Genomic DNA, 14,062 nt, shown 5'->3' with positions numbered 1-14,062 from the left:
TTATCATCGCGCCTGTCGATGAAATTATGTTCGACTGCGGGGCCCGGTGCTCTGTAATCTAAACCCGGACGGTTTCCAGCCTTTCATATTTTCAGCACCGGGTTAGAATAGACTTTATGATCCAGATCTATTCAGGTTCCTGTGTTGTTACGCTGACGCCTCCCTTGGTACAGGCGTAACTGATTCACAGGAGCAACCTGCCCGTATTGATACAACCTAGACGACATCCTGTAGTGGTCCACCGATCTCTTACGCTCACAGGAGTCAGCCTGGAAACAACGCCAGAATACAATCTGGTTCAACAGAAAAGGCTGCAGAGATGGGTGAGTTTTTCACCAAACTTTTTGACACATCAGATTATCCCCCCCGCTGGGATTGCGGGAACTGGAGCGACGGTGAAGGCTGGTTGCACATCCTGTCGGACATCGGCACCTGGTCGGCTTATACCGCGATTCCGATTGTGCTGCTGTACTTTGCCGCCAAGCGAAAAGATTTCCCATTCACAAAGCTGTTCGGCCTGTTCGCAGCATTCATTCTGTTGTGCGGCACCGTGCATCTGGCGGAAGCGATTATCTTCTGGTATCCGATTTATCGGATTTCGGGACTGCTCAAGCTGGCGACCGCCATCGTTTCCTGGATCGCCGTGATCATTTTAATCCGCTATGCGCCGCGGATGCTGCATCTGCCTTCCATGATGGCGACCAACAAGCAACTGCTCAGTGAGATAGAACAACGCAAGCAGGTGGAACGCGATCTCCGCTGGCTGCAGGCCCGGTATGAAGCTTTTTTGAGCGGCACCAGCAGTATTATCTGGACGACGGATGCGCAGGGGAATTTTATCGTGCCCCAGAAGTCCTGGGAGCGATTCACGGGGCAACCCTGGACTGAGCACAAAGACAACGGCTGGCTGAATGCCGTGCTGCCGGAAGACCGTTCTGAAATCACGGGCCTCTGGAGTTCATCAACGAAAGACCGGTCCAGCCGCCAGATCCAGGGGCACATCTGGCATGCAGAGAGCCAGAGCTATCGCCCGGTGATTACCGAAGCGGTTCCCGTGATCGATCAGTCTGGTCAGGTCCGGGAATGGGTGGGCACGGTGAGTGACATTCATGAACAGCGACGGGCGGAAGAGAGCCTGAGTGCCGCCGAGGCGCGGGCCAGCCAGCGACTGAAGGAGCTGGAACTGATCTACGAAACCGCCCCGGTTGGAATGAGTTTAATCGATCAGCAGTATCGCTGTCTGCGCATCAACGAGCGGCACGCACAGATGAACGGAATCTCCCGTCATCAGCAACTGGGCCGGCAGGTGGAAGAACTGATGCCGGGCCTTGCCGATCAGATTCAGCCCCTGTATGAGACCGTGTTTGAAAGTGGTAAACCGGTTGAGAACTACGAAATCTATGCCCAGACTCCCGGCGATGACGAGCGTCACTGCTGGCTGATGAATTTTCATCCCCTCGTGGATGACACGGAAGCGGTCTGGGCTGTCAGCTGTATCATCCAGGACATCACGGAACGTAAACAACTGGAAGAGACGTTACGCAAAAGTGAGCAGGCGGCCCTGCAGGCGAATGTGGCGAAAAGTGAATTCCTGGCTAACATGAGCCATGAAATCCGGACGCCGATGGCTGCGATCGCGGGCTACGCCGACATGCTGCTGGAACGTCTACAGGAGCCTGACGACCGGCAGTGTGTGATCGTTATGAAGCGGAACGGCGAATACCTGCTCGAACTGATTAACGATATTCTCGACCTGTCGCGAATCGAAGCCGGGAAACTGGAGGTCGAACTCGAACCGGTATCTCTGCCGGTGTTGATCGGCGAGATCCAGTCGCTGATGCATGTGCGGGCACAAGAGAAAGAGCTGGATCTGACCATCAAGTTCGTAGGCAAGGTGCCCGAGACGATCCAGACAGATTCGATTCGTCTCAGGCAGGTGCTGATCAACCTGCTGGGAAATGCCATCAAATTCACCGACGAGGGAGAAGTCCGACTGGGCGTGCGGCTCATTTCTGATTCCGAGCCTCCCGAGATTGAATTTGCGGTGCAGGATACGGGTATCGGCATCCCTGAAGAGCAGCAGCAAAAACTGTTCAAGCCGTTCTCGCAGGGGGACACTTCCGTGACCCGCGCTTATGGCGGCAGTGGGCTCGGTCTCGCGATCAGCAAACGACTGGTAGGGATGCTTGACGGCTCGATCTGGGTGACCAGCGAGGTCGGCGAGGGTTCGGTCTTCCATGTGCGGTTGCCGCTGGATTCACTGGAGGGAGTGCCTCTGATTGAACCGGATCTGACAACGCTGTCAGCAGAAGAGGCCGGTGCAGAGTCAGACGTGCTGCCCGTGCTCAACTGCCGGGTGCTGGTGGTCGACGACCGCCGCGAGATCCGCCACATCTGTCAGCACTTCCTGGAAAAAGCGGGGGCGACGGTTCAGCTGGCCGAAGACGGCCAGGCAGGCGTCGATGCCATTCTGGCGGCCCGGGAGAGCAACACGGCGTATGATGTCATCCTGATGGACATGCAGATGCCGCGCCTGGGTGGGCGGGAGGCCACCGCGGTGTTACGTGCCCAGGGGGTCGAGACGCCGATCATCGCGTTGACCGCGGACGCGATGAAAGGGGACCGGGAACAGTGTCTGCAGGCCGGGTGTAACGATTACCTTTCCAAGCCGATCGATCATGCTCAGCTGGTGGAGATTGTGTGGAAGTATTCGCACGGAGATCAGCGAGAGGCTGAGTAGGGCTGATCTGTTATTTGTGAATGGATGTGGCACCCGGCGGGAGGACAGACAGGTCCGCCGCTACAATTCTGGATTTGAATTCTGTGGCTGGATTGTACGCCTGATCTGACAATTTCCTGCTCGCTGCGCTCGGCCCGAATTACATTCGGGCTCACCCGCGAATTCTCTGATTGTGGAGTCACTTCAGAGAGAGAGAGTTGATTCATTCAACCAGCAGTAATTTCAGGTTCTGCGGATCATGTACCTGATGCTCAAATTCGGTGCCGTCAGAAGTATTGATGCTGATGCGGGTAACCGAGTCGAGGATTTCCGGGTTCGCATTAGAATAGTTCAGCTTGTCGCCAGTGGAATCGAAGAATGTGATTTCGTAAGTGGCTTTGTCTGCCGCAAATTCCTGAAAGATTTTGGCTTCGGTTTTTGCATCCTGTATCTGGGCGAACGGTGCACTCGGATCGCTGCAACTCGCCAGACTGAGGTAAATCAGGCAGGCGAGTGTCAGGCTGGCTGTTACGTGATTGTGTACGGTTGAGATCATGGGCTGATTGTGGATGTGCTGATAATGGTGGCTGGCGTCCCTGTTTCCTTCGTGAGTTTATATTCGATTGTATGTCGCCAGGCGGGAGGACACACAGGTCCTCCCCTACAATTCTGGATTTGAATTCTGTGGCTGGATTGAACGCCTGATCTGACAATTTCCTGCTCGCTGCGCTCGGCCCGAATTACATTCGGGCCCACCCGTCGTGTTTCTAAATTCGAACGTTCCATATCAAAGTCGTTTCAACCGGGGCGAACGCCCTGCGGCTAATGGCGAACTCTGAAAACTTCGCTGGTGCCTTTGAGAGAGCCCCCGATGATGTGAGCGGAAAGGGTCCCGTCGCCGGTACTGGTGGTCAACGGTAACCGTGATTACCGGCGGTTAGCGCCTTGCCGCTCACTGGGAGGAATGTGTGACGGTTAATCGTCGAGGTTCCAGACGGCCATGTCGTCGAGCAGGAGTGTGTCGCCTTTGAGGACGAAGCGGTAGCCGGTCTTCTGGCTGTCGAGAGAGGGATGCTGGCCGGCGACTTTCAAGCCGTTGTCCAGTTGGGCGACGACCTGATCGCCCTGCATTTCGAGTTGCAGCGTGTACCACTGGTTGGGATCGAGTTTGCCCTGGGCTTTTGCCAGCGTGATTGGTTTTGATTGCGGGTCTTTCTTGTCTTTGTCGGTGCGGAGAATCATACCATTCTTGTCGATCATCACGCGGAACAGATGCCCTTTGGGATGATTCAGACTCAGGTGAAAGAACTTTGCATCCTTGAGCTGAAACGAGCAGCGGAGCATGGAGTTGCGGTGCGGCAGTTTCCAGGTCAGTACGGCCGCATGTTTGTCGGCGGGCAGTTCTTTACCGACGAGCAGACCTTCCGAGACAGTCCATTCCCCTTTGTTGACGGCCCACTGCTTGCCGAGTTTTTTCTGGTCGAATGCTTCACTCTGAGTGGGCTGGCCGGTTTTGACCAGAGCCGGTTTGAGTGTGGCGTTCTTTTCCGCCTGTAAGAATGCGGGAGCCAGAACCATCACAGCCAGACAGAAGCAGAGGGTTGATTTGAGCATCACGGGCACTTTCCTGAAATGGGAATCAAAGGACGAGAAATGGCGGATGGCCTATTGTAAACAGGTGCGTTTCGTGAGGGCTATCAAAAACTGTGATTTATTGTGGGGAGGAACCACGAAAGACACGAATGGAAATCAGATGGGGGCTGGAGAAGAGATGCATCCGGTCATTTTAGATAATCGATCCGGGAGGGGTACCGGATGTAATCCAGTATTGTCGCAGACAACAGGAAGTCTCTGCGAAATGGTCTACTGGTGATCGTTGTGTCTCTTGAGGCTTGTTCATAGGAGACCTGGTGCTGAAATTGGATGCATGAGCTGCGACCTCCTGTTCGCTCCGCTCACCCCGAATTGCATTCGGGGCTACCCGATCTCACTGTTTTCGATATGTTGATGCCAGCCCTTTTTCTTTCGTGTTTTTCGTGTTTTTCGTGCTAGAAAATTTTTCTAGCAATTCGTGGTCGCAGAATCAGATCAGTTCGGCGATGGGTTCGCGGAGATCGAGCGTGTATTGCGGGCGGCCGGCGTGGTCGGGGATCGTCGTGGTGGCGGGGTCGATTCCCAGCTGGCGGTACAGGGTGGCGAAGACGTTCTGGTAGTGCAGCGGACGATCGAGGGGGACTTCGCCCAGGCGGTTGGTGGAGCCGATGACCTGGCCCGTTCGCATGCCGCCCCCGGCGAGGAGTGCACAGGAGGCCTGCGGCCAGTGGTCGCGGCCGGCGTTTTCGTTGATGCGGGGCGTGCGTCCGAATTCGCCCCAGGCGATGACGCTGACGTCATCCTGCAGGCCGCGGTTGTGAATGTCTTCCACGAGGGCGGTAATGCCCTGATCGAGTTTCGCGAGCTGCAGAGGCAGACGGGCGAAGTTCGAATGGTGACGGTCCCAGCTGCCGAAGGAGAGTGTCACACAACGGACGCCTGCTTCGACCAGGCGGCGGGCCATCAGGAACTGATCCATCCAGTGCGGGCCGGCGTCTTCGCCGAACGCGGGTGAATCGTCGCCCCGTCCGTAACGGTCGCGGAGCGCGGGATCTTCTTTTTCGAGGTCCATGGCTTCCACCAGTTTGCTGGAGGTAAGCACATCGAAGGCCCGCTGGGAATAGGCGTCGAGACCGTCGTAGGCCTGATCCGCGGAATGGCGGAAGGCATCGAAGCCGGCGAGTAACGCTTTTCGGTCACGGAGGCGATCGAGGGTGATGCTCTGCAGTCGCATGTTGTCCATGCCTTCGCCGGTCGGTTGCAGCGGGGCATGCGCTTTCCCCAGGAAACCGGGAAAGCCGGGATTGCCGTACGGTTCGTGGCGGCTCTTGATGCTGAGTCCGACGAAGGGGGGCACCGCTTTGTCGACCGGCCCCTGGACTTTGGATACGACCGCGCCGAGCGAGGGATGCCCTGACTGCCGCTCTCCGCCGCCGATGGGCCAGCCGCTCATGCAGAGATCGGAGGCGTGCTGATCGGGGCAGCCGTGCAGGGAGCGAATGATGGCAAACTTGTCCATCATCGCGGCCAGGCGGGGCATGTGTTCGCAGATCTGGATGCCGGGGACATTGGTGTCGATGGGGCGGAATTCACCGCGAATTTCCGAGGGGGCGTCCATCTTCAGATCGTACATGTCCTGGTGGGAGGGACCGCCGGAGAGGAAGATCATGATGATGGCTTTGTGGCCCAGCTTGCCGGCGGGAGTGCCGGCCTGGTCTTGTGCCGCGAGAATCTGCGGAAGCGAGAGTCCACCGAGTGCCAGTCCGCCGATGTTGAGGAACTGCCGGCGCGAGCCGTTACACTGTCGCTGTGATGAGCCGGGGATCGAGAGCATCGCGGGGGTTCTCCAAACGGGCGGGACTCGGTAGTGAGCTGGCGGGTGGTTGCCGGTTCGGTTCTGACCAGCCAGGGTGAGCAGGGAATATTGTACCGGTCGGAAAACGGGTCGGGAAGAGTAGTCGGCGGTGGTTCTGGATTACTAAAGGAGGTTTAGTTTGTGGGGTTTGACTACCACGAAAGGTGCGATGGGCTTACGACCACGAAAAGCACGAAAGACACGAAAAGATCTTTCAGTTGTGATGGAGAGATGATGGATGAAACCGGTCCTGAATTGTTTGAGTGAGCTGTGACCTCCTGCTCGCGGCGCTCGCCCCGGATTGCATCCGGGGTTACCCGAGATGTATTTCCTGGTGCCATTGGAATTTGAAGCAAATGGTCTGTCGTTAGGCGGGCGACCACACAGGGTCGCACCTACGCGCGGATTTTGGTTTGTGAAGCACTCCGGGGGGTGGTCCCAAATTTTTGACTTGCCGCGGTGAGGCGATGGCTAATTCAAAGTGCTACTTCCTGTTCAGTAGTGGTCTGTGTGCCGTGGATGGTCTTCGTCTTTTCTTGCTGGTGCCGATTTGTAGGATTGGTTGTTTCTATTTTTTGAGCGTGGGGGTAGAGGAGGTTGGCTGCCGGGGAGGGAGGGTTGACGCTCCCTGTTTTACCGGTGGTGGCGCCATTCCGCTCACGGGGGAGCTTTCTATGGAGGTCCATTGGACGTTGAAGCAAGTGGAGTGTCGCCAGGCGGGCAGGCACACAGGCACTGCCCCTACATCCTGTTTTGATCATGGGTCTGATTCTGTCAAAAGGCACCGGGAGGTCAAGACAAAATTTTGTCCCGATGTGGCCGGATTTTGTCCTGGTGTGGCCCGGATTTTGTCCTCGTCTGGCCGGAGTGTGTCCTGGTCTGCCCTGAACATGGGAGGGAGCACAATGCGAATGTATGCGACAGGTTCCAGTGATCCGAGAGTGAACAGCGACGTTGATTCAGGTGTGAATGCGACACCAGTTTCGGCTGTTCCGGTGCACGCGAACCCGCCTCGCGCGCGAGCCAGAAGGGGAATAACATACGGATCGAGAGGGGTGGATCAAGTTCATTTTGTGCAGCGAGAACGGGAACCGACACTGTGCACCAATGACGAACTTACAGTGTGCCGTTTAACCCATGCGTCCGAACTGACGGTCGAGCTCGGCATGGCTGAGCACCAGTGCGGAAGGCCGACCGTGGGGACAGTGGTGGGCGTCGTCGATGAGGTGCCTCTGTTCGAGCAGGCTGTAGATTTCTTCCTGCGTCAGGCGCTGTCCCGCTTTGATGGCGGCTTTACAGGACATCATCGTGATGAGTTCATCCAGCAGATCGCGGCGGGAGGGCTGTTTGGCGTTGTCCAGGTTGTCGGCGATGTCGCGGACGAGCTGTTCGAGGTTCGCCTTTTTCAGCATGACGGGATAGCTGGTGACCAGCAGTGTGTTGCCGCCGAACTCTTCGATGCCGAGTCCGAAGCTGGCGAGCATCTCGGCGTGGTCGAGAACGAGGGCCGTCTCCTTGGCGCTCATTTCGATGGTCAGCGGGACGAGCAGCTTTTGTGCTTCGACCGTCTGAGCGAGTACACGTTTGCGGAAGTACTCGTACATGATCCGTTCGTGCAGGGCGTGTTGATCGATGATGGTCAGCGCGCCTTTGACTTCGACGACGATGTAACAGTTGAGGACCTGGATCGGTCTGAGATCGGCGGTAGCGGCTTCCGCGAACTGATCTGCGGGGCGATCGATGTCGGGAATGAAGGGCGCCGCGGGTTCAGCCGGTGTGGGGGATGTACTCTCCCCTGCTCCAGCCTGTTCCTGTTCGCGCTGTTGCTGGAAGTGCGAGAGGGGAATCGCGTCGGCGGCGGTAAAGGGAGCCGCCAGGTCGGAGGGGGGCGAAATCATGCGGGCTTCGCCGCTGATTTTCTGACTGGGGAGATCGTCGGCGACCTGTTTAAGCTGTTCCTTGGCCCAGGTGGTCAGTTCGAGCTGTGTCTGTTTCTGTTCGGGTGTCGGAACCATGGGTTGCGACGGCTCGGGGAGGTCGCCTTTTTTGGAGAGCGACATCTGCGACTGGAGATCCATGCTGAGGAACTGGCTGCGGAGCGTGGAGAGCAGCTGTCGGTACAGCGACTGGCTGTCGCGGAAGCGGACTTCCGATTTCGTGGGATGCACGTTGACGTCGACCATGGAGGGGGGCATGTCGAGGTAGAGGAACGAGATTGGCTGACGGCCGACCATGAGCAGTCCGCGATAGGCTTCGGTCAACGCGTGCTGCAGGGTGCGATCCTGAATCCAGCGTCCGTTGAGGAAGAGGTACTGTCCTTTGCGAGTCGATTTGTTTTCGCTGGGATGCGAGACATAGCCCCAGATGCGGACGTCTTCCAATTGCGATTCGACCCAGATCAGGTGGTCGGACAGTTTCTTGCCGTAGAACAGGCGGAGCCGATCGATGAGATTATCGGACGGCGGGAGATCGAAGATGACTTTGTTGTTGTGTCTGAGAACCATGTAGAGCCGGGGATGCGCGAGGGCGGCTCGGGTGAACTGTTCGCTGATGTGGCCGAATTCAGTCTTGGTCGTTTTGAGGAACTTGCGGCGGACCGGCGTGTTGGCGAACAGCTGTCGGACTTCGATCGAGGTGCCCAGCGGACAGCCACAGGGCTGTGGTTTTCCGGGAGTGCCTGTGTTGACTTCGAATTCGAGTCCCTGTGTCTGGTCGGCGGTGCGGGTGCGGATACGGAAGCGGCTGACTTCAGAAATGGACGCGAGGGCCTCGCCGCGGAACCCCATGGTCTGCACGCTGAAGAGATCGTCGGCGTTGGAAATTTTACTGGTGGCGTGACTGGAGACGGCGAGCAGCAGGTCGTCGGGGTGGATGCCTTCCCCGTTATCGACGACGCGAATCAGATCGGCGCCGCCATTCATGATGTCAACTTCGATACGGGTCGCGAGGGCATCGATGCTGTTATCGAGCAGTTCTTTCACCGCACTGGCCGGCCGCTCGATGACTTCTCCGGCGGCGATTTTATTAATCACGCTGGTATCGAGTTGGTGAATGCGGGAGAGCGATTGCACGGGGGCGGTCCGTTCCATGAGTTTGATCAGTCCGATTGACAAGAAATTGTGCCAGTTCCAGTTCTGTTTTTAACCGGAACGAGGCGGAATCGCAATGAAGGAGTTCAGCGATGATGAACAGAGTTAAACCAGTTTCACCCGGGAAGCGGGGCGTTATTTTCCCCAGCGCTGGTGAATCTCATGCCTGATTTCGAGATGATCGCAGATGCGGCCCGAGATGAAATCAACCAGGTCGTGAATGGTGACCGGGTTATGATAAAAGCCGGGTGCAGCGGGCAGGATGGTGGCGCCTGCCTGGGTAAGACGGACCATGTTTTCCAGCGGGATCAGCCCCAGCGGTGTTTCGCGGGCGACGATGATCAGCTTGCGACGTTCCTTAAGGTGCACGTCCGCAGCTCGATGAATCAGGTTACTGCCGGAACCGGCGGCGATGGTGCCGAGGGTGCCCATGGAACAGGGGCAGATCACCATGCCTTCGGTCAGGAACGATCCACTGGCGATGCCTGCGGAGAAATCCTGGTAGTGGTGGTAGATCAGGTCTCCGTGTTTGAACTCGGCCTCGCCCAGTACGGAGCTGAGCGCGAAGCTTTCGCTGCTCGTGGGTTTCATTTTACTGAGCACGCTGTCGCTGGGCTGATTATCGGGATCGGGGAGCAGCTGCTTGGGATCGAAGTTTTCCAGGTCGATTTTCAGACCGAGTTCGTGGCGCAAGACATGTGCGGCGGCGGCACTGATGGTGAGATGCACGGTGCAGCCGGCGGCCATCAGAACTTCGACCAGGCGGACGGCATAGATGGCACCACTGGCGCCGGTGACTGCGACTACAACATTGTTGGACATGAGCGAGTACCTCGCGGTTGGATCATAAACTTAAGAAGCGGTGGCAGCGGGTTTCACGCCGGTATACAGTGTGGCGATACCAAACGTGAGCGGATACCAGCGGGTTCCTTCCAGTCCGCACTCATCCATGATGTCGGCGAGTGCTTTGCCGTAGGGGAACTCCGAGACCGATTCGGGCAGATAGTTATAGGCGGACTGCTGGTTGCGGGCCAGCAGCTGTCCCATGCGGGGCAGAATATGTTTGAAATAAAACTGGTAGCAGGCGCGAAACAGCGGATTGGTGGGAATCGAAAATTCGAGTACCGCGACCTGTCCGCCGGGCTGGCAGACACGAATCATCTCTTTGAGCCCGCGACGGGTATCAGAGACGTTCCGCAGACCAAACGCGACCGAGACGATCTGGAACTGATTATCGCTGAAGGGGAGTTCCTGCGTATCGGCTTCGAGGAAGGTCAGTGCATCGCTGTCGTTTTTGGTGAGCGCGAGCTGGAGCATTTCATGCGTGAAGTCGGCCCCCACGACGCGGTTTTTGCCGCGGGTCTTCTTGAGATACGAGAGGGCCAGGTCGCCGGTGCCGGTACAGACATCGAGAATGGGTGCTTCGCCGGCAGGGGCGACTTTCCGTACGGTCCGCCAGCGCCAGTAATAATCGACGCCGCCCGAGAGGAAATGATTCATAAAATCATAACGGGGCGCGATCTCACCAAACATCTGTTGTACGCGGGAACCGGTTTTATCTACATTCATAACGTTTCAATCAATTCTTCTGTAATCAGGCCAGGCCGAGTTCTTCCAGGCGGCTCTGAACCTGCTCTTGTAGTTCTGCAGGCATGCTCAGGGAGGCGGGCCAGGGACGCGGGTGCCCTTCCGCTGCGGATTTGCGGGTGGCATCCAGACCGAGCTTATGCCCGATCCCCTGCACCGGCATGCTGTGATCGTCGTCGTCGCCGGGGCCTTCGGAAAAAATCAGGTCCCGCCCCGGATTCACGTTGGTGCAGACGCGCGACCAGACGAGTTGTTCGTCCTGGACGTCGGTGTCGCTGTCGACCACCACGATCATCTTTAATGATAGTAACCGTTCCAGACTCCACAATGCATTTACCACGCGACGTGCCTGATGCGGGTAAGATTTTCGGATGCTCACAAATAACAGGTAGCGTCCCATGCCTGCGGCGGGGAAATGGACGTCGACGATTTCAGGGACCAGCAGTTTGAGCAGCGGCAGAAAGAGCCGCGCGGTCACCTGGGCGAACAGACCTGACTCGGAAGGCGGAGCAGCGGGAATCAGAGCGGGCCAGATCGGATTGGAGCGATGTGTGACCGCGGACAACTGTAAAGGGAAGATTTCAGTGGGTGAACTGTAAAAACCAGTGGGATTAGCAACGGGGCCCACGGTAATTGGATCTGCCGTTGTATCGATGAAGCCCTCCATTACGATTTCCGCCTGGGCGGGGACATCGAGATCGACAGAGCGACAGCGAACGAGTTCCAGTGCCTGGTTGCGGAGGAAACCGCTGAAGGCGTATGGATCGGTAATCGAAGGGAGTGGCGCATGAGCGGCGTAGAGACAGGTCGGATCGGCACCCAGGACGATGGCGACGGGCATCTGCTGTTGTCGGGCCTGGAATTGCTGCAGCAACTGATAGCCGGCGTCGTGCTGGCTCCAGCGGATGGCGAGCTGCTGATCGGAGATGACCTGAATCGGACGTGCGTCGACGAAGCGGTTCTTGAGTTCGGGATCCTGTGTGACGATCTGGCCGGCGGTGATTGTGGGAAACGCTTCTTCGGGCCAGTTCCTGAGCAGGGGAAACTCGCTCAGATTGACATCGCGGCCCAGTTTGACGACCTGCTGACAGGAGGCGGTTTTGACGGTGCGGGGTTTGATGTTGAGCAGCTGCGAGAACTGGGGAATGATTTTCAAAGAGTCGAACCAGCCTTCGGGGAGATCCGGTGCGACGAGCCCGGCGATGCGGTCGGCGACGGCGTCGAGGCTGTCGCTGCGCAGAATCTGGAGCATACGGGGAAGGCTGCCATACAGATTGGTGAGCACGGGAACCTTGTGGCCGCGGACCTGGTCGAACAGCAGTGCGGGGGGCGGATCAGTCGAGGCGGTTTTGAGAACCTGCTCGGTGATGGCGGCGATTTCGAGTTCCGACTCGACGGGAGCAGAGACGCGGACGAGTTGTCCATGTTCTTCAAAGTCGGCGACAAAATCAGCCAGCTGGTCCGCGTTCATCATTCTGGTGCTGTTCATAGTAATTCAGGGAGGCTTTGTTTACAGTCAGGAATCATAACCGATTGCGGACTGTCAACAAATGATGGTGACTGTGAACCTTATAGATTATTCCGATCCTGAAACAACCATCTTTCCGGAAAAGTGAACCATGCTGCAACGATTTCTGCTGCTCTGGCTGATCCTGCTCTCAGGTGTGGCCGTCATCTGGGATGACGTCGTCCCGGGAGATTTTCACCCCTTTCACGATTCACAGTCATACCTGGGATATCTGTTTACCGCGACGATGTTCGTGATCGGAGCGCTGCTGCCCCGCGAGGAAGTTCGTGAGGTCTTCCGACGCTGGCACACTGTATTGAGTGGCACATTTGTGCAATACACGTTGATGCCGGGCCTGGGTTACCTGATGAGTCTGTTCTTCCTGGACCAGCCTGAATTGCGGATCGGAATTATCCTGGTGGGATGTGTGCCGGGCGCGATGGCTTCGAATGTACTCACGCTGACGGCGCGGGGTAACGTGAGTTATTCGGTCTGCCTGACGACATCGGCAACGCTGCTTTCGCCACTCGTGGTGCCCCTGTTTCTGTACCTGGCGGTTTCAGGAACGGAAATCGATGCTGTTCAACTGGCGAAGAACAGTTTTGTCAATCTGCTGACCCAGGTGGTGTTACCCGTGATTACGGGACATCTGTTGTCGCTGCTGGTCGATTCGTTTCAGCGGGTGATGCAGCGTTACGGGGCGACGTTTGCAAACTTCTCGATCCTGTGGATCATCGCCACGATTATCAGCCTGAACGCGGCGCGACTGCAGCAGGTGTTTTTCTCGCTGGCGCTGGTACTGCTGGTGATCAATCTGCTGGGGTACGTCGGAGGGTATCTGTCGGGAGTGGCTTTCGAGCTGGACGAAGCGAAGCGACGGGCACTGACACTGGAGGTCGGCATGCAGAACGCAGGACTGGGTGCGGTGCTGGCGGGGCAGCTGTTTCCTGACCAGGAGTTGATTGCGCTGCCACCCGCACTCTATATGTTTGGCTGTATGTTGACGGGAACGATTCTGGCACAGATCTGGTCGCGAAGAACGGCGTCCCAGGCAAAACAGGTAGAAGGGTCAAACGAGTAAATGGTGTCGCTTAGGTTTCTTCCAGCCGTGCTTTGAGTTCATCACGTTCTTTTTTTGTAATATCGAGGTCGAACATGAGGTATTTCACATCGAGGCGGAGTTGTGCGAGCGCTTCCTGAATCAGTCCCAGAATACGGCGGCGGCGTTTCACGGATTCAACCACTCGGGAGTAGGAAACTTCGAGGTGTACCTGATGCTCCCGAGGCAGTTCGGCAATTTTCTTGCCCAGGTCAATGACTTCGCGAGGGAGGCTGGCACTATCGGAATCGTCTGTCAGTCGCATATTCATCAGTTTCTATTTCTCAGTTGAGACCTTTGATTGCTGCTCAATCCATATTTCAGATGGAAAACTCACAGTACCAATAGAACAGATTTCATGCCGAATATGAATTTTTAATTAGACAATCACAGTAAATCATGATCGTACAGAGACTTAGCAAATACAGCATTAAAAGCATCTGTTCAGACAGTTTCGCAAAAAAGCGAGGCTTCGTATTGGCCCAGATTGCAATTTCTTCTAAAATCACTGAGGTTTATCGCTCGATTCAGGCGATTTACCGAAGGGTTGTATTTTAACAACGTGGCTGTTGCCGATGTGCAACAAAAATCGGACAGGACTCAACATTTCGTA

General features: G+C 56.7%; 10 protein-coding genes. 2 read left to right on the top strand and 8 right to left on the bottom strand.

The genetic code is table 11. From position 1 onward, the window contains the following. Positions 1–319: 319 nt before the first annotated feature. Positions 320–2,740: an ATP-binding protein gene (locus tag RID21_RS23065; RefSeq protein WP_350193000.1), complete on the top strand. Its 2,421-nt coding sequence runs from the start codon at positions 320–322 to the stop codon at positions 2,738–2,740. A 202-nt stretch (positions 2,741–2,942) separates the two neighbouring features. On the opposite strand, the gene RID21_RS23060 is transcribed toward RID21_RS23065, so the two are convergent. The 7 genes from RID21_RS23060 to RID21_RS23030 all read right to left on the bottom strand — a co-directional run bounded on the left by RID21_RS23060 (position 2,943) and on the right by RID21_RS23030 (position 12,332). Continuing rightward, positions 2,943–3,275, bottom strand: a complete 333-nt coding sequence (locus tag RID21_RS23060; RefSeq protein ID WP_350192998.1) for a hypothetical protein — start codon at positions 3,273–3,275, stop codon at positions 2,943–2,945. Positions 3,276–3,694: 419 nt separating this feature from the next. Then, a complete protein-coding gene (locus RID21_RS23055; protein WP_350192996.1) occupies positions 3,695–4,333 on the bottom strand; it encodes a hypothetical protein in 639 nt (212 codons plus the stop codon). A 469-nt stretch (positions 4,334–4,802) separates the two neighbouring features. Next, the gene (locus tag RID21_RS23050; RefSeq protein WP_350192994.1) at positions 4,803–6,146 is read right to left on the bottom strand and encodes a DUF1501 domain-containing protein; all 1,344 of its coding nucleotides are present in this window, start codon (positions 6,144–6,146) and stop codon (positions 4,803–4,805) included. A gap of 1,151 nt (positions 6,147–7,297) precedes the next feature. Further along, a complete protein-coding gene (gene mutL, locus RID21_RS23045) occupies positions 7,298–9,256 on the bottom strand; it encodes a DNA mismatch repair endonuclease MutL (RefSeq protein WP_350192992.1) in 1,959 nt (652 codons plus the stop codon). A gap of 135 nt (positions 9,257–9,391) precedes the next feature. Continuing rightward, entirely contained in the window at positions 9,392–10,078 is a 687-nt protein-coding gene (locus RID21_RS23040) for a UbiX family flavin prenyltransferase (protein WP_350192990.1), read from the bottom strand. 30 nt (positions 10,079–10,108) lie between these two features. Further along, entirely contained in the window at positions 10,109–10,825 is a 717-nt protein-coding gene (gene ubiE / locus RID21_RS23035; protein WP_350192988.1) for a bifunctional demethylmenaquinone methyltransferase/2-methoxy-6-polyprenyl-1,4-benzoquinol methylase UbiE, read from the bottom strand. Positions 10,826–10,850: 25 nt separating this feature from the next. Then, a complete protein-coding gene (locus tag RID21_RS23030) occupies positions 10,851–12,332 on the bottom strand; it encodes a UbiD family decarboxylase (protein ID WP_350192986.1) in 1,482 nt (493 codons plus the stop codon). A gap of 130 nt (positions 12,333–12,462) precedes the next feature. On the opposite strand from RID21_RS23030, the gene RID21_RS23025 reads away from it, so the two are divergent. Further along, positions 12,463–13,431 (top strand): bile acid:sodium symporter family protein, encoded by a 969-nt coding sequence (locus RID21_RS23025; protein WP_350192983.1) that lies wholly within the window; start codon positions 12,463–12,465, stop codon positions 13,429–13,431. Between the two features lie 10 nt (positions 13,432–13,441). Here the strand turns inward: RID21_RS23025 and RID21_RS23020 are convergent, their stop codons facing one another. Then, the gene (locus RID21_RS23020; protein WP_145037118.1) at positions 13,442–13,720 is read right to left on the bottom strand and encodes a transcriptional regulator; all 279 of its coding nucleotides are present in this window, start codon (positions 13,718–13,720) and stop codon (positions 13,442–13,444) included. Between the last annotated feature and the right edge of the window lie 342 nt (positions 13,721–14,062).

It is taken from the genome of Gimesia sp., assembly GCF_040219335.1.
Taxonomy (GTDB): domain Bacteria; phylum Planctomycetota; class Planctomycetia; order Planctomycetales; family Planctomycetaceae; genus Gimesia.
Note: the sequence above shows the minus strand (reverse complement) of the source record. Positions and strands in the feature narration are given on the sequence as shown.

What these genes read in the sequence shown, in the direction of transcription:
- RID21_RS23060 (WP_350192998.1), bottom strand. Translation starts at nt 3,275, where the DNA reads ATGATCTCAACCGTACACAATCACGTAACAGCCAGCCTGACACTCGCC.
- RID21_RS23040 (WP_350192990.1), bottom strand. Translation starts at nt 10,078, where the DNA reads ATGTCCAACAATGTTGTAGTCGCAGTCACCGGCGCCAGTGGTGCCATC.
- RID21_RS23025 (WP_350192983.1), top strand. Translation starts at nt 12,463, where the DNA reads ATGCTGCAACGATTTCTGCTGCTCTGGCTGATCCTGCTCTCAGGTGTG.
- RID21_RS23030 (WP_350192986.1), bottom strand. Translation starts at nt 12,332, where the DNA reads ATGAACAGCACCAGAATGATGAACGCGGACCAGCTGGCTGATTTTGTC.
- RID21_RS23055 (WP_350192996.1), bottom strand. Translation starts at nt 4,333, where the DNA reads ATGCTCAAATCAACCCTCTGCTTCTGTCTGGCTGTGATGGTTCTGGCT.
- ubiE (WP_350192988.1), bottom strand. Translation starts at nt 10,825, where the DNA reads ATGAATGTAGATAAAACCGGTTCCCGCGTACAACAGATGTTTGGTGAG.
- RID21_RS23050 (WP_350192994.1), bottom strand. Translation starts at nt 6,146, where the DNA reads ATGCTCTCGATCCCCGGCTCATCACAGCGACAGTGTAACGGCTCGCGC.
- RID21_RS23020 (WP_145037118.1), bottom strand. Translation starts at nt 13,720, where the DNA reads ATGAATATGCGACTGACAGACGATTCCGATAGTGCCAGCCTCCCTCGC.
- mutL (WP_350192992.1), bottom strand. Translation starts at nt 9,256, where the DNA reads ATGGAACGGACCGCCCCCGTGCAATCGCTCTCCCGCATTCACCAACTC.
- RID21_RS23065 (WP_350193000.1), top strand. Translation starts at nt 320, where the DNA reads ATGGGTGAGTTTTTCACCAAACTTTTTGACACATCAGATTATCCCCCC.